Annotated in this window: 12 protein-coding genes; 7 read left to right on the top strand and 5 right to left on the bottom strand. The window is 61.6% G+C overall.

The genetic code is table 11. The annotated features are described in order from the left end of the window. Positions 1-79: 79 nt before the first annotated feature. Genes ACXJKE_RS22165 through ACXJKE_RS22155 form a run of 3 tightly spaced genes read right to left on the bottom strand, consistent with a single transcriptional unit; the run spans position 80 to position 2,414 of the window. Positions 80-424, bottom strand: a complete 345-nt coding sequence (locus ACXJKE_RS22165) for a hypothetical protein (RefSeq protein WP_457282749.1) — start codon at positions 422-424, stop codon at positions 80-82. Continuing rightward, entirely contained in the window at positions 421-858 is a 438-nt protein-coding gene (locus tag ACXJKE_RS22160) for a DNA polymerase III subunit chi (protein WP_457282748.1), read from the bottom strand. Before ACXJKE_RS22160 ends, ACXJKE_RS22165 begins: the two co-directional genes overlap by 4 nt. Then, the gene (locus ACXJKE_RS22155; protein WP_457282747.1) at positions 855-2,414 is read right to left on the bottom strand and encodes a leucyl aminopeptidase; all 1,560 of its coding nucleotides are present in this window, start codon (positions 2,412-2,414) and stop codon (positions 855-857) included. Before ACXJKE_RS22155 ends, ACXJKE_RS22160 begins: the two co-directional genes overlap by 4 nt. 70 nt (positions 2,415-2,484) lie before the next feature. On the opposite strand from ACXJKE_RS22155, the gene lptF reads away from it, so the two are divergent. From lptF to ACXJKE_RS22125, 6 genes are all read left to right on the top strand, one after another. Continuing rightward, on the top strand, positions 2,485-3,609 hold the full coding sequence (gene lptF, locus ACXJKE_RS22150; protein ID WP_457282746.1) for an LPS export ABC transporter permease LptF: 1,125 nt from the start codon (positions 2,485-2,487) through the stop codon (positions 3,607-3,609). Then, a complete protein-coding gene (gene lptG, locus ACXJKE_RS22145) occupies positions 3,606-4,748 on the top strand; it encodes an LPS export ABC transporter permease LptG (protein WP_457282745.1) in 1,143 nt (380 codons plus the stop codon). The genes lptF and lptG overlap by 4 nt, the downstream gene beginning before the upstream one ends. A gap of 15 nt (positions 4,749-4,763) precedes the next feature. Beyond that, complete coding sequence (locus ACXJKE_RS22140) at positions 4,764-5,141, top strand: sirohydrochlorin chelatase (protein ID WP_457282744.1); 378 nt, start codon at positions 4,764-4,766, stop codon at positions 5,139-5,141. Between the two features lie 90 nt (positions 5,142-5,231). Then, the gene (locus ACXJKE_RS22135) at positions 5,232-6,176 is read left to right on the top strand and encodes a CysB family HTH-type transcriptional regulator (protein WP_457282743.1); all 945 of its coding nucleotides are present in this window, start codon (positions 5,232-5,234) and stop codon (positions 6,174-6,176) included. 111 nt (positions 6,177-6,287) lie between these two features. Beyond that, positions 6,288-7,463, top strand: coding sequence for a pyridoxal phosphate-dependent aminotransferase (locus ACXJKE_RS22130; protein ID WP_457282742.1), 1,176 nt, complete (start codon positions 6,288-6,290; stop codon positions 7,461-7,463). A gap of 125 nt (positions 7,464-7,588) precedes the next feature. After that, a complete protein-coding gene (locus tag ACXJKE_RS22125; RefSeq protein ID WP_457282741.1) occupies positions 7,589-7,747 on the top strand; it encodes a DUF3309 family protein in 159 nt (52 codons plus the stop codon). Between the two features lie 170 nt (positions 7,748-7,917). Here the strand turns inward: ACXJKE_RS22125 and hrpA are convergent, their stop codons facing one another. Both hrpA and ACXJKE_RS22115 read right to left on the bottom strand, forming a co-directional pair. Further along, on the bottom strand, positions 7,918-11,898 hold the full coding sequence (gene hrpA, locus ACXJKE_RS22120) for an ATP-dependent RNA helicase HrpA (protein ID WP_457282740.1): 3,981 nt from the start codon (positions 11,896-11,898) through the stop codon (positions 7,918-7,920). Positions 11,899-12,017: 119 nt separating this feature from the next. Then, positions 12,018-13,238, bottom strand: coding sequence for a diguanylate cyclase domain-containing protein (locus ACXJKE_RS22115; RefSeq protein ID WP_457282739.1), 1,221 nt, complete (start codon positions 13,236-13,238; stop codon positions 12,018-12,020). Positions 13,239-13,476: 238 nt separating this feature from the next. On the opposite strand from ACXJKE_RS22115, the gene argA reads away from it, so the two are divergent. Then, positions 13,477-14,826: an amino-acid N-acetyltransferase gene (argA, locus tag ACXJKE_RS22110; RefSeq protein ID WP_457282738.1), complete on the top strand. Its 1,350-nt coding sequence runs from the start codon at positions 13,477-13,479 to the stop codon at positions 14,824-14,826. The last annotated feature ends 34 nt before the right edge of the window (positions 14,827-14,860 follow it).

Genomic DNA, 14,860 nt, shown 5'->3' with positions numbered 1-14,860 from the left:
CAGATTGCCTTATGTGAACTTGTGTTTCAAGGGTTGGGCACAGCGAAAAAGCATCTGTGCAGACAGCCGCTCGCGCATCCTATGCGTCCGTGTTTGGCGGTGCCGCTTCGTGCTTCAAAGCCTGGCTCACAGATTGACGGACAACGTCCTCAATTTCTTCGCGCAGACGTGGAACCAGGGTTTGCGTGTGCTCCAGGATAAGTTGCCCTACGACCTCCCGCAAACGCCGCTCAAGAACCAGGTTCACCCGCTGCAGCACGCGTTGCACCATCTGCTCCTGAAGCTCTGCAGAAGCGGTAGACGGCGGCACCGGCAAACCAGTCCTGGCTGGTTCAGGCGGCGCAGCCGGCATCGGTGCAGGCATGGGCCGCACGACTTCCGTCAGCGTCGGCACAAACCGCGGCGGTGCGGGCGGGCGGTTCATGCGCCCTCCCCGGCCGTCGCAAGGTCATGGCGTTTCATGGCATAGCCCCTGTCGGTGTAGTGCTTCCACCGGCTTCGCGCTGCAAGACGGTCATCGTCGGCCTGCGCCACAACTTCGATAAAACGTTCGAAGCGTTCAAATTCGGCGGGAATGCCATGCCCCAGATTGACCAGTACGCCGTAATGCGGGCAGTCCTTGAGCGACTCGGCCAGCACCACCGGCGTTGCCGCCAATGTACTTTGGGGGGCGCCCGCACGGCAATGCGGCACAAATTCCGCAGGCGAAAAACTCCAGATCAACTGGTCCAGTTCCGCCAGCACCGCCGCATCCCCCGTCACCACAACGCTGGCGCCGCTCAGGTAGGCCTTGCGAAGTAACCGGCAGCTGTAGGCCAGCTTGTCCGGCACATTGAAGTGAAAGGCGATTTCGGTCATGCCCGGGTTTTGGATGCGGATTTGCGCCTGGAAACTGTTTTGGCTTTTTTGCCCGATGCTTGGGCCGAAGTCCCTGCCCTGGCAGGCACCACCTGGTCCAGCAGGTAGTCCAGCAGTAGCGGCACCGGCCTGCCGGTCGCACCTTTGGCGGCTCCGCCTTTCCAGGCCGTACCGGCAATGTCCAGGTGCGCCCATGGAAAACTGGCTGTAAACCGCTGCAGGAACTTGGCCGCGGTCACCGCACCCGCGGCACGCCCCGCCACGTTGGCGACATCTGCAAAATTGGTCTTGAGTCCTTCGGCATAATCGTCATCCAGTGGCATCCTCCAGCACAGGTCCAGGGACGATTCGCCTGCCGTCGACAACGCCTCGGCCAAGGTGTCGTCGCTGGAGAAAAGCCCGCTGCGCACGCCGCCCAGGGCAATCACGCAGGCGCCGGTCAGCGTCGCGATGTCCACCACCGCCCGGGGCTTGAAGCGCTCAGCGTAGGTCAATGCGTCGCAGAGCACCAGCCGCCCTTCGGCGTCGGTGTTCAGGATCTCAATGGTCTGCCCGCTCATGCTGGTCACCACATCGCCGGGCTTGATGGCGCGGCTGCCCGGCATGTTTTCGCAGGCGGGAATCAGGCCTACCACATTGAGCGCCGGCCGCAGCTCTGCCAGCGCCCGGAAGGTGCCCAGAACGCTGGCGGCACCGCACATGTCGAACTTCATCTCGTCCATTTCGGCCGCGGGCTTGATGGAGATACCGCCCGTGTCAAAGGTGATGCCTTTGCCAACGAGTACGACGGGCGCCTCGGCCCTGGCCGCCCCCTCATAGCGCAGCACGATAAAACGTAACGGCTCGGCCGAACCCTGCGCCACGGCCATGAAGGAGCCCATACCGAGTTTGGCGACCTCTTTGGGGCCCAACACCTCCACCTTGATGCCGCGCAGCTTGCCCAGTTCCCTGGCAGCGCCGGCCAGAAGCGTCGGTGTCGCGTGGTTGGCCGGACGGTTCGCCCACTCCTTGGCAAATTCAATGCCCTTGATCAGCGCTGCGCCTTTGTCAATGCCGGGTCGCGCGATTTGGGCACTTGCGGCGTCATTCACGGCAACCACCACCCGTTGCAACCTGCCGGGACCGGCTTTTGTGTTCTTGGCGGCTTTGGACTTGGTGGTAGCGTAGGTATAAGTGGCATCACCGCAAGCGACCACGGCCGCGCGCACGGCTTCAGCTCGAAGACCGCCCACGGCACCGAAGCAAATGGTCAGGTGCTGCACGTTTGCAGCCTTCAGGGCGCCCAGGCCGGCACTGACGGCGGTACGAACGTTTTTGGCGCTGGCATCCCCGACGCCCGCCAATACGACCCGCCTGGCAGTAATGCCGGGAGCGCGGTACGTGCTCAGGAGCTTGCCCGGCTTGGCCTCAAAGTCCCCCGACTTGATCGCCAGCGATGCGAGCACCGAAAGAGGGTCATTGCCGGAGCCCGGATCCTGGGGTACGAGAACCAGCAGCGCGTCGGTTTTTTCACTGCAAATACGGGTGGGTGTCAGTGTTTTGAGTTCAAAGTCCATAATTCAGGGTCTGGTAAATAAACCAAAGTAAAACAAAAAATAAAACGAAGCCAAGGCAGATATTCAGTCAATGTTATTCCAATCCACGATTCGCAAAGAGCTGGCACGCAGTTTTGGGGCCACGCTGGTCGTCCTGGTCACCATCGTGATGACCATTGTTCTGATCCGCACCCTGGGCCAGGCATCGCGCGGTTTCATCAATCCGCAGGACGTCATGCTGTTCATGGCCTACTCGGCGCTGGGACGCCTGCCGACCATCCTCACGCTGTCGCTGTTTATTGCGATGGTCAGTACCTTGTCGCGCATGTACCGCGACAGCGAAATGGTGGTGTGGTTCACCAGCGGTCAGGGCCTGTCGGGTTTTCTGCGGCCGCTTTTCCGTTTTGCATGGCCTGTCCTGCTGGTCATCACGCTGATGGCTCTTTTTGTTTGGCCCTGGACCAACCAGCAAACCAAAGACATGCAAAGCCGCTATGAGCAGCGCGGCGACCTTGACCGCATTGCCCCTGGCCAGTTCCAGGAATCCTCCAGCGGCAACCGGGTTTTCTTCATCGACCGCGACCTGGCGGGCGAGCGCTCCAGCAACAACGTCTTCATCGCTGCGACCGAAAAGGGCAAGAGTTCCATCACCACGGCCCGCTCGGGCCGCATCGAGGCCAGAGGTGACGCGCAGTTCCTCATGCTCGAAAACGGCCAGCGCCTGGAAAACGTGATCGGGCAATCGGCGCTCAAAATCAGCGACTTCGAAGAGTACGGCACCAAAACCGGCGATAACAATCCGCTGACCGAAAACGCACCGGAAGCCAAACTGCTGTCCACCCGCTCCCTGATCAAGGCGCCGACCCGCGGCAACCTCAGCGAGCTGGCGTGGCGGCTGGGGCTGGCGCTGGCATCCATCAACTTTGTCGTGCTGGCGGTGGCCCTGGCCAGCGTGAATCCGCGCGGTGGCCGCAGCGGCAACATGATCTTTGTGCTGCTGACGTTTGTGGTCTACAACAACCTGGTCAACCTCGGGCAAAGCTGGATTTTTGTGGGCCTCATCAGTTTCAGTAACTTCCTGCTGGCGCTGCATGGCGGCGTCCTGCTGCTGGCCCTGGCCTGGCTATCCAAGCGGCAGTTCAACTGGACGCTGCGGCCCGCCCGGCGCATCAACCGTACACCGCTGGCCGTACGTGACAGTGAAAGCCACGCATGAAAACCATACGCCGCCTGATCTACGGTGAAGTGCTGGCTGCCATCGCCCTGGTGGCACTGGGCTTCCTGGCCCTGTTCTTCTTTTTTGACCTGGTCGATGAACTGCAATACCTCGGCAAGAGCAGCGGCATCAACGCAGCCGATATCTACCAGATCAGGCACGCATTGTTGTATGTAGGCCTGCTGATTCCCAATCATTTGTACGAGCTGCTGCCGATCTCCGTCCTGATCGGCACCATCTTTGTGATGGCCCGGCTGGCACAGAGCTCCGAATACACCATCCTGCGCACCAGCGGACTCGGCCCCTGGCGCGCGCTGAAGTTGCTGCTGGTCCTGGGGGCGCTGTTCGTGGTGTTCAGTTTCGCCGTGGGCGATTATGTGGCGCCTGCCAGCGAACGGGCCGCACAGCTGCTCAAGGCGCGCTACCAGAACAAGATCACCATCGGCCAAACCGGTGCCTGGCTGAAGGAAAAGCAGGCCTACAACACCTTTGTGGTCAATGTGAGGGCGCTTACTCCCGACAACGAAATGCAGGGTGTGCAGATTTTCGAGTTCAACAACAAGGGACTGATCGTCTCCACCACACAGGCGCCGCTGGCAGCGTTCACCGCCGGCGATGCCTGGGAATTGAACCAGGCCACGCGCGCAGAGTTTGATGTTCCAGCCGGCGCCAGCAGCGCCGCCAAACCCGGAGGCAGCGCCAAGGTCAACCGCACAGTGCTAAAGAGCTTTCGCTGGCCTACCGAAATCAGCGCTGAAATGGTTTCGGTGGCGCTGCTCAAGCCTGAGCGCATGGGCACCATTGACCTGTTCAATTACGTCCGTCACCTGGACGCCAATGGGCAGACCGCGCAACGCTATGAAATAGAGTTCTGGAAAAAAGTCTTTTACCCGCTCAGCTGCCTGGTGATGGTGATTCTGGCGCTGCCTTTTGCCTACCTTCACTTTCGCTCCGGCGGCATCGCCGGCTACGTGTTCGCCGGTGTGATGATCGGCATCAGCTTCTTCCTGCTCAACAACGTGTTCGGCTATATCGGCAACCTGCGAAACTGGCAGCCCTGGCTTGCGGCTGCCACGCCAGGCCTGCTTTATATGGCCGTCTCGCTGGGCGCGTTTGGCTGGCTGGTGCTCAGGCGTTAACGGACGCTACCGTTCATGACGTCCCTGGCCCATACGCCGCGCGGCATCATCCTGCTTGCCCATGGCTCGCGCGACCCGCAGTGGCGCGACCCCATTGAGGCGGTTGCCGCTCAAGTCCGTCTCCGCGAGCCCGGCACCCCTGTCAGTTGCGCCTACCTGGAGCTCTGCCCACCTTCATTGCCTGAAGCCGCTACAAATTTAATAGCTTCTGGCGCCCGCCATATAAGGGTGTTTCCGCTTTTCTTTGGTATAGGCAAGCACGCCCGGGAAGACTTGCCGCTGCTGGTCGAACGCGTCAGGTTGGCACATCCAGGCGTAGAAGTCGAGCTTCTGCCTGCAGCCGGGGAATACCGCGAATTGACCGCACTTATGGCCAGCATTGCCTTGTCATAACCGTGGAGGCATGGCGCATCGGTACGGCGGTTGGGCTCCTCTTTAGCGTAAAACAGGCATAATAAAACCAATAATTAGCCTGAATTCGATATGAACCTTCACCAATTCCGCTTCGTCCAGGAGGCCATCCGGCGCAACCTGAACCTGACAGAGACCGCCAAGGCCCTGCACACCTCGCAGCCCGGCGTATCCAAGGCCATCATCGAGCTTGAAGAGGAACTCGGCGTCGAAATCTTTGCACGGCACGGCAAACGCCTCAAGCGCGTGACGGAACCCGGGGAACACGTCCTCAAAAGCATTGAACTCATCATGCGCGAAGTCGGCAACCTGCGCCGCATTGGCGAGCAGTTTTCTGCCCAGGACAGCGGCACCCTCTCCATTGCCACCACCCATACGCAAGCCCGTTATGTGCTTCCGCAGCCCGTTGCCAAGCTGCGTGAAGCCTTTCCCAAAGTCAATGTCAGCCTGCACCAGGGCTCTCCCGACCAGGTGGCGCGCATGGTGCTTGATGAGGTGGCCGAAATCGGCATCGCGACCGAATCATTGACGCAGTACGAAGACCTGGTGACCCTGCCCTGCTACGAATGGCAGCACATGCTGGTCATTCCTGTTGACCATCCGTTGGCCAAAAAAGACAACATCACGCTGGAAGACCTGGCGCAAGAACCCCTGATCACTTACCACCCGTCTTTCACCGGCCGTACCAAGATCGACCTGGCGTTTGCCGCCAAGCGCCTGCAGCCGCGCATTGCGCTCGAGGCGATTGACTCCGACGTCATCAAGACCTATGTGCGCCTGGGACTGGGCGTGGGCATCGTCGCAGAAATGGCCATCAAGGAAGACGGCACCAACAGCGACCTGATTGCCATCGCGGCCGGCCCGCTGTTCGGTATCAACGTAGCCCGCGTGGCCTTTAAGCGCAGCGCCTACCTTCGCAATTTCGTCTATAAATTCGCCGAACTGCTCAGCGACAAGCTGGACCGCGCCCTGATCACCAAGGCCATGGCTGGCCGTGTCAATGACTATGAGGTTTGACTCCCCCCCGTGGCGGGCTTCGCCCGCCTCCCCCTCAGGGGGCGCCGCAAGCGGCCCGGCAAAGCCGGTTCCGCCGCGGCCGCTTGCAAAAGAAACACATCCAGCCCAATCATGACCATGATCCTCGAACGAACTCCAGATCTCAAAACCAAGCTGCCCGCTGTCGGCACCACCATCTTCACGGTGATGTCCACACTGGCTGCTGAAAAAGGCGCTGTCAACCTGGGCCAGGGATTTCCTGATTTTGAGTGTGACCCACAGTTGGTCAACGCCGTCACGGACGCGATGACAAAAGGCCTGAACCAGTACCCGCCCATGACGGGCGTTCCGGCGCTGCGCGAAGCCATCTCAGCCAAGGTGGCCAAACTTTACGGTCACCGCTACGACGCCAACACCGAGATCACCATTACCGCGGGCGCCACGCAGGCCATCATCACGGCCATCCTGGCTGTCGTTCACCCCGGCGACGAGGTCATCGTGCTGGAGCCCTGCTACGACAGCTACGTGCCCAACATCGAGCTGGCCGGTGGCGTCGTGGTGCGCGTTCCCCTCACGCCCGGTACCTTCCGGCCCGACTTCGACAAAATTTCCGCAGCGATCACATCCAGGACACGGGCGATCATCGTCAACTCGCCCCACAACCCGAGCGCCACGGTATGGACCGAGGCCGACATGCTCACGCTGCAGGACATTCTGGCGCCCACTGACGTCCTGCTGATCAGCGACGAAGTCTATGAGCACATGGTGTTCGATGCGGCCCAGGGACGCATCCATCAAAGCGCCGCACGTTTTCCCGGCCTTGCCGCGCGTGCGTTCATTGTCAGCAGCTTTGGCAAGACTTACCACGTCACCGGCTGGAAGGTCGGCTACGTGGCCGCACCCGCAGCACTGACCACCGAGTTCCGCAAGGTGCACCAGTTCAACGTCTTCACCGTGAATACCCCTGTGCAATACGGGCTTGCCGCGTACATGGCCGATGCGCAGCCTTACCTGGACCTGCCGGCCTTCTACCAGCGCAAGCGCGACCTCTTTCGCGAAGGCCTTGCCAAAACCCGCTTCAAGCTGTTGCCCAGCGAAGGCAGCTACTTCCAGTGCGTGGACATCTCCGACGTGAGTGACCTGGACGAAGCCGGGTTCTGCAAATGGCTGACCACTGAAATCGGCGTGGCGGCGATTCCCCTGTCGGCGTTTTACGGCAACGGCTTTGACCAGCGCGTGGTGCGGTTCTGTTTTGCCAAAAAAGACGAAACATTGAACACGGCGCTGCAGCGCCTGGCCAAGTTGTAAACGCGGCAAGCCTCGCATGTAAGCCAAGGCTGTCAGTATTTGCCGACGGCTGGACAGGCGTTCATCCTGCTTGTTTGCGCCCCGCACCGGGAAAGAATCACTTCACATAACAAGGAGTGCTTCAAATGTCCCTATCCCTTATCCTGCTGATCGTTCTTATTCTTATCCTGGTCGGCGCTTTGCCTACCTGGGGCCACAGCCGCAGCTGGGGTTACGGGCCCAGCGGGGGTGTCGGCCTGGTGGTGTTGATCCTGGTCATCCTGCTGCTGATGGGACGCATCTAGTCCGCACCTTCCGTTGGTGATTCACCAGGAAAAATGGCCTTGCATTGCAAGGCCATTTTTTTGCGCTCCCATCTCACAAGCCTGTTTCAACTATTCAGTTGCTGCCACGCTTTTTAGCGGCGGCATAACAAGCCTTCGGCAGTTGTTAGCCTTCGCCGAAAGGTCTGGACTCAGCTATTGAGCTGAGCCCAGACCTTTTCTAACCGCTTAATGCTGACCGGCTGCGGTGTGCGCAGCTCCTGCGCAAAAAAGCTCACACGCAGCTCTTCCAGCAACCAGCGGAATTCCTGCATGCGCGCATCCACCGCGCCTTTTCGCTCAGCCACCAGCCGCCAGTAACGCTGCTCCTGCGGTCGCAACTCGGTCATCCGTGCGGCATCACGTGCCGGGTCGGCGCGCCATTTTTCCAGCCGCAACGTGATGGCCTTGAGGTAGCGTGCGAAATGCTGCAGTTGCCCATAAGGTGTGGCCGTCAGAAAGCGTTTGGGTACGAGGCGCTGCAGTTGCTGGGCGGCATCTGCCGCGGCTTCGGCGGCATTTTTCGTGTCCTTGATCTTGCGTTGGGCCACAGCGAACTCGGTCAGGATGCCGGCAGCCAGCCGGGCCACCTCGCTGGCAATCAAGGTCAGGCGCCCTCGCCCATCGTCGATGCGTTTTTTGAACTCGGCTTCGTGCGTCGGCAACGGGTCGAGCAAAAAGGCACGGTCCAGCGCCACTTCGATGATCTGCTCGCGCAATTCCTCCAGCGTACCGCCGCCGGAATTGTCGGCTGCGCGGCCCACCAGCATGTAGCTGGTAGCCGTTTTCTGCAGCTCCGGCAGGTTCTTTTCCAGGTACTTCAGCGCATCCTTGATTTGCAGGGAGAACAGCCGGCGCAAGCCGGCGCGGTGCTTCGCGGCCGCCACGTCGGGTTCGTCAAACACCTCGATCGTCACCGCATCGCCCAAATCAATGAGCGCCGGAAACCCTATCAGCGTCTGCGAACCCTTGCGGATTTCCATCAGCTCCGGCAACTCGCCAAAGCTCCAGCTGGTGTAGCGCTCCGGCGCTCTGGGTGCTATCTTTTCAGGAGCTGCTTGCGCACGTCCTGATTGGGCCGGAGGCCGATTTGATACTGAATTTTCGGTGGATACCGTCTTTTCGGACCCAGATTCGGGTGCTTTTGCCAGGTTTTTGAGTCCCGCCAGCGCCTGGAAGGCACCCCGTGCCTGCGAGCCCAGTTCGCCCTTGAGCGCGCCCAGGTTGCGGCCCGCGCCCAGCTGGCGCCCGTGCTCGTCGACCACGCGGAAGTTCATGAACAGGTGCGGGGGCAGCATATCCAGCTTCATGTCATTGCGCTTGACGTCCAGCGAGGTCGCATCGCGCACCAGCTTGAGCACCGCATCGGTCAGCGAGCCGCTGCCGAACACCTCGGGTTGCAGCAACTGCTCCGTCATGCGGGCGGCGGTATCGGGCAACGGCACCAGCCGCGAGCGCGGGCGCTGGTGCAGCGTCTTGATCAGCGCCTGCACCTTGTCCTTGAGCATGCCCGGCACCAGCCACTCGCAGCGCTCTTCATTGACCTGGTTGAGAGCGAACAGCGGCACATCCACCGTCACGCCATCGCGCGCGTCGCCGGGTTCGTGCAGGTAAGTGACCCAGCAATCCACACCACCCATTCGCAGTGTCTTGGGAAACGACTGCGTAGTGATGCCGGCAGCCTCATGCCGCATCAGTTCTTCACGCGTCAAGAGCAGGAGCTGCGGCTGCTTTTTGACTTCCTCCTTGTACCAATGTTCGCAACTTGCACCACTGTGTACGTCAGCCGGGAGTTGCTGGTCATAAAAAGCGTAGATCAGTTCCTCGTCCACCAGCACGTCCTGGCGCCTGGCTTTGTGTTCCAGATCCTGCACCTGCTGGATCAGCTTCAGGTTCGCCGCGAGGAAAGGCAGCTTGGTGTCCCAGTTCCCGGCCACCAGTGCTTCACGGATGAATATCTCGCGCGCCGTGACCGGGTCGACACGGCCGAAATTGACGCGCCGCCCGTTATAGACCACCAGGCCGTAAAGCGTGGCACGCTCCAGCGCCGTCACCTGCGCAGCCTTTTTCTCCCAGTGCGGGTCCAGCAGCTGCTTGGCTAAAAGATGCCCAGCCACCTGTTCTATCCAGGCCGGGTCAATGTTGGCAATGCCACGGCCAAAAAGGCGTGTGGTTTCCACCAGCTCGGCCACCACAATCCAGCGGCCCGGCTTTTTGCTCAGGCGTGCGCCGGGGTGGCGGTAGAACTTGATGCCGCGTGCACCCAGGTACCAGTCTTCCTCGTCGCTCTTGCAGCCGATGTTGCCGAGCAGGCCGCACAGCATCGATAAATGAAGCTGCTCATAGCTGGCAGGCTTGTCGTTCAGGACCCATTTCTGTTCGCCCACAACCGTATGCAGCTGCGAATGGATGTCGCGCCATTCGCGCACGCGGCGGATATTGACGTAGTTCTCGCGCAGCAGGTTCTCATACTGGCGGTTTGACAGTTTATGGTCGGTGCCGTGGCCGCCACGCGCGTCGCCCAGCCATTTCCACAGCTTCAGGTAACCACTGAACTCGCTCTTCTCATCATCGAACTTGGCATGCTGCTGGTCGGCTTGGGCCTGTTTGTCCATGGGGCGGTCGCGCACATCCTGCACACTGAGCGCGCTGGCGATCACCAGTACCTCGTCGAGCGCGTTGCGGTCCTTGGCTTCCAGAATCATGCGGCCCACGCGCGGGTCCAGCGGCAGCTTGGCCAGCGTGCGGCCGACGCCGGTGAGCTCGTTGTCTTCGTCCACCGCGCCCAGCTCGGCCAGCAGCTGGTAGCCGTCGGCAATGGCGCGGCGCTGCGGCGGCTCGATAAAGGCAAACTCTTCCACATTGCCCAGGTGCAGCGCCTTCATGCGCAAAATCACCGAAGCCAGCGAACTGCGCAGGATTTCAGGGTCTGTGAAAGGCTGGCGGCCCTGGAAGTCCTTTTCGTCGTAAAGGCGTATGCAAATGCCATCGGCCACCCGGCCGCAGCGGCCTGCACGCTGGTTGGCCGCGGCCTGCGACACCGGCTCCACCATGAGCTGCTCGACTTTGTTGCGAAAGCTGTAGCGCTTGACGCGCGCCGTGCCCGCATCCACCACGTAGCGAATGCCCGGAACAGTCAGCGAGGTTTCGGCCACGTTGGTGGCCAGCACGATGCGCCGCCCACTGTGGCCGTCAAAAATGCGGTCCTGCTCGGCCTGGCTCAGGCGCGCGAACAGCGGCAGCACCTCGGCGTTGCGCGTCAGCGGCTGGTGCGCCAGGTGCTTGCGCAAGTGGTCAGCCGCCTCGCGGATCTCGCGCTCTCCGGGCAGGAAAACCAGGATGTCGCCTGCGCTGTGCGGGCTCAGCCAGAGCTCGTCGACTGCGTCAGCAATTGCATCGTTCAGGTCGTGCTCGCGTGACTCCTCAAACGGCCGGTAGCGCTGTTCGACGGGAAACATGCGGCCCGACACCATGATGACCGGCGCCGGAATTTTTGACCCCCACGCTCCGCGCTGCGCGTCGTCGCTGCCCCCCGAGGGGGCGTCGCCCGGCTTAGGGCGGCCCGGCGCCGGGGCGGCAGAAGCAAAGTAATCCGCAAACCGCTGCGCATCAATCGTCGCCGAGGTGATGACCACCTTGAGGTCGGGCCGGCGCGGCAGCAGCTGGCGCAGGTAGCCCAGCAGAAAGTCGATGTTCAGGCTGCGCTCATGGGCCTCGTCGATGATGATCGTGTCGTAGGCTTTGAGCAGCGGGTCGGTCTGCGTCTCGGCCAGCAAAATGCCGTCGGTCATCAGCTTGACGGAAGCGTCGCGCGAGAGCCGGTCCTGGAAGCGCACCTTGTAGCCCACCACGTCGCCCAGCGGCGTTTTCAACTCCTCCGCGATGCGCTTGGCCACGCTGGACGCGGCAATACGGCGCGGCTGGGTATGGCCTATCAGGCGGCCCTGTCCGGCCGGGTAATTGAGCTTGCCGCGCCCCATGGCCAGCGCAATCTTGGGCAGTTGGGTGGTTTTACCCGAGCCAGTTTCGCCACAGACAATGATGACCTGGTGGGCCGCCATGGCGGCGGTGATTTCGTCGCGTTTGCCCGAAACGGGCAGCGACTCTGGAAAGGTAATGGCGAGGGGAGACAAGGATGGAGGCGAAGAAAAAGGCAAGCAGAGCAGGATAAAAGCGGCAGCAGCGCTGCCAGAGCGCTCAATTATCGGGTGTTCCAGCCCGCAGCGGACCGGCTATGGTTATGGCGCCGCGATCAGGCCGCCAGCACAGGCAAGTCGACGGCTTCCCCACTGGTCTCGTCAAACCACGCAATGCGGCTCGGGTAGCTCAGCGCGGTGCGCGACATGCCTCGCCCTATGCTCACTGCCGAAGAGGCGCGCGCATCGGATTTGGAGACCCGCAGCACGCCAAGGCCGACCTCGGCAACCCAGCGCGTCTGCTGGTTCCCTACCAAATCACCCTCCAGTGTGGTGTTAAGCACCACCGGCCGCGCCAGGGCGGCCTGGACCCCGCGCGCCAGGTGGATCAGCTGGCCGCTGTCATGGCAATTGCGCATCAGCAGCAAAAACCCGTTCTCTTCCAGGCGCCCCATTTCCACATGCGCGGGTACGGTGCGGCGCAACCGGCCGGCACATACAAACAGTGCGTGGTTGGCGGCCGCATGGCCATAGAGCTTTTCCAGCACATAAAGATTGGCCACCGACACCACAATCACGCCCAGCGGCACGGGTTCATCGCGGTAACGCCTGAAGGCCGCCTCCAGCATGTTGCCGGTTTCGCTGTGCGAGCGCATGCGTGTGACCGGGTCGTAGCTGGGGCCGTGTGCCATGGCCCGGTTCAACTCGATCAGGTAGGAATAACGGGTCCAGAGCACAGCCGCCATGGTGGCCAGATAACACGTGCCGGCGACAGCGGTCACCGCGTGCACCTGCCACGGCACATGGGCACGGTCCAGTGCCACCCAGCTCAGCCCCGCAATGGCCACCAGCATGAAGGAGACGCCCGAGACGGCCACCCAGGCCAGGCGATCCCCCCGCACGGCGCTGCGAAGACTGAGCGCCATTGCCACCAGCCCCAGAAAACACGCCACCGCCAGGCTCAGCGCCAGGGCGTGGCGCGGGCTCAATGCCCAGCCAGCCGCGATACTCAGAAGAGCCAGGCTCGCCAACCAGGTCAAGGCGCGCCGGGCCGAGTCCGGATTGCGCAGGATGCCAAGAATGGAAAACAGCAGGTAAGCCAGTAGCGCAGAGACCACGCTGGCCACATGGGCCAGGAAACGGTCCAGAAGATCGGCGTTCTCGATCGGCAATCCGCCCAGGAAGGCCACCACAAAAAACGTCGAGGCGATTGCCGAGACAGCCGCATTGACGGCAATGCGCCGCAGGGACCGGATATAGGCAAATGCTGAACCGGCCAGCATCAGGCTGGCTGACCCGAAATAGCAGCCCCAAAACCCGATCGCGTATTTGTCCATGAACCCGAACCATACCCCGCCGCCCCTCATTAAGCAAACCCTCAAATGCAGTACGCCGGCAAAAAGCACACCCTCGCCAAAGCCGGCATTTGCATCCCTCAGGCCGGCTGTGTCTCCCTTACACTCACTGGACTTTTTCCGTTTACCGGGGAAACAGCGCCCAGGGAGACCGCTTGCCACCTTCCGCGCCGTCCCCGGCTGCCCTTGACCCGCCACAACCGATCCCGAAAGCGCGCCCATGTCTGCCGTCTTCAATTTCACCTTTGTGCCCTGGTTCCGTTCAGTCGCACCCTACATACACACCCACCGCGGTAAAACGTTCGTCGTAGGCATTGCCGGCGAAGCGATTGCGGCGGGCAAGCTCCAGCACATTGCCCAGGACCTGGCACTGATCCAGAGCATGGGCGTGAAGATCGTGCTGGTGCACGGCTTTCGCCCGCAGGTCAACGAGCAGCTCAAGGCCAAGGGGCACGCCGCAAAATATTCGCACGGCATGCGTATCACGGACGAAGTCGCGCTCGACTGTGCCCAGGAAGCCGCCGGCCAGCTGCGCTATGAGATTGAGGCGGCCTTCAGCCAGGGCCTGCCCAACACCCCCATGGCCGGCTCCACGGTACGGGTGATTTCGGGCAATTTCATCACCGCGCGGCCGGTCGGCATCCTCGACGGTGTGGACTTCAAACACTCGGGCCTGGTGCGCAAGGTGGACACCGCCGCCATCGGCCGTGTGCTGGATTTCGGCGCCATGGTGCTGCTCTCGCCCTTTGGCTTCTCACCCACCGGCGAAGCCTTTAACCTGACCATGGAAGAAGTCGCCACTTCGGTGGCCATCGCCATGCAGGCCGACAAGCTGATCTTCCTGAGCGAAATTCCCGGTATACGCATCCACCACGACCAGCCCGAAAGCGAAGACAACCCCATCGACACCGAGCTGCCGCTGGCCGCCGCCGAAAAACTGCTAGCCACCCTGCCCAACGGGGAACGCCCCACCGACACCGCGTTTTACCTGCAGCACTGCGTCAAGGCCTGCAAGGCCGGCGTGGAACGCAGCCACATCCTGCCCTTCGCGGTAGACGGCGCGCTGCTCCTGGAAATCTATGTGCACGACGGCATCGGCACCATGGTGATCGATGAAAAACTCGAAGAACTTCGCGAAGCCACGGAAGACGACGTGGGCGGCATCCTGCAGCTGATCGAGCCTTTTGAAAATGACGGCACGCTCGTCAAGCGCAGCCGCACCGAAATCGAGCGTGACGCCGCCAACTACAGCATCATCGAACACGACGGCGTGATCTTTGCCTGTGCGGCGCTTTACCCCTACCCCGAAGCCAAAACGGCTGAAATGGCGGCGCTCACCGTGTCGCCGCAAAGCCAGGGCCAGGGCGACGGTGAGAAAATCCTCAAACGCATCGAGCAACGTGCCCGCGCCGCCGGCCTGCAAAGCATCTTTGTGCTGACCACCCGCACCATGCACTGGTTCATCAAGCGCGGCTTTGTGCAGGTAGACCCGGACTGGTTGCCCGAAGGCCGCAAGCGCAAATACAACTGGGACCGCAAGAGCCAGGTGCTGGTCAAGAAGTTGTCATAGGGGCTTTCCCCTTGAACGGTTTTTCTTTAGCATC

This window comes from Polaromonas sp. P5_D5, from assembly GCF_054049435.1.
Note: the sequence above shows the minus strand (reverse complement) of the source record. Positions and strands in the feature narration are given on the sequence as shown.

Bases quoted from the DNA above. Each gene is read 5' to 3' on its own strand.
- ACXJKE_RS22130 (WP_457282742.1), top strand. From the start codon at position 6,288: ATGACCATGATCCTCGAACGAACTCCAGATCTCAAAACCAAGCTGCCC.
- ACXJKE_RS22165 (WP_457282749.1), bottom strand. From the start codon at position 424: ATGAACCGCCCGCCCGCACCGCCGCGGTTTGTGCCGACGCTGACGGAA.
- lptG (WP_457282745.1), top strand. From the start codon at position 3,606: ATGAAAACCATACGCCGCCTGATCTACGGTGAAGTGCTGGCTGCCATC.
- ACXJKE_RS22115 (WP_457282739.1), bottom strand. From the start codon at position 13,238: ATGGACAAATACGCGATCGGGTTTTGGGGCTGCTATTTCGGGTCAGCC.
- lptF (WP_457282746.1), top strand. From the start codon at position 2,485: ATGTTATTCCAATCCACGATTCGCAAAGAGCTGGCACGCAGTTTTGGG.
- ACXJKE_RS22140 (WP_457282744.1), top strand. From the start codon at position 4,764: ATGACGTCCCTGGCCCATACGCCGCGCGGCATCATCCTGCTTGCCCAT.
- argA (WP_457282738.1), top strand. From the start codon at position 13,477: ATGTCTGCCGTCTTCAATTTCACCTTTGTGCCCTGGTTCCGTTCAGTC.
- ACXJKE_RS22135 (WP_457282743.1), top strand. From the start codon at position 5,232: ATGAACCTTCACCAATTCCGCTTCGTCCAGGAGGCCATCCGGCGCAAC.
- ACXJKE_RS22125 (WP_457282741.1), top strand. From the start codon at position 7,589: ATGTCCCTATCCCTTATCCTGCTGATCGTTCTTATTCTTATCCTGGTC.
- ACXJKE_RS22160 (WP_457282748.1), bottom strand. From the start codon at position 858: ATGACCGAAATCGCCTTTCACTTCAATGTGCCGGACAAGCTGGCCTAC.
- ACXJKE_RS22155 (WP_457282747.1), bottom strand. From the start codon at position 2,414: ATGGACTTTGAACTCAAAACACTGACACCCACCCGTATTTGCAGTGAA.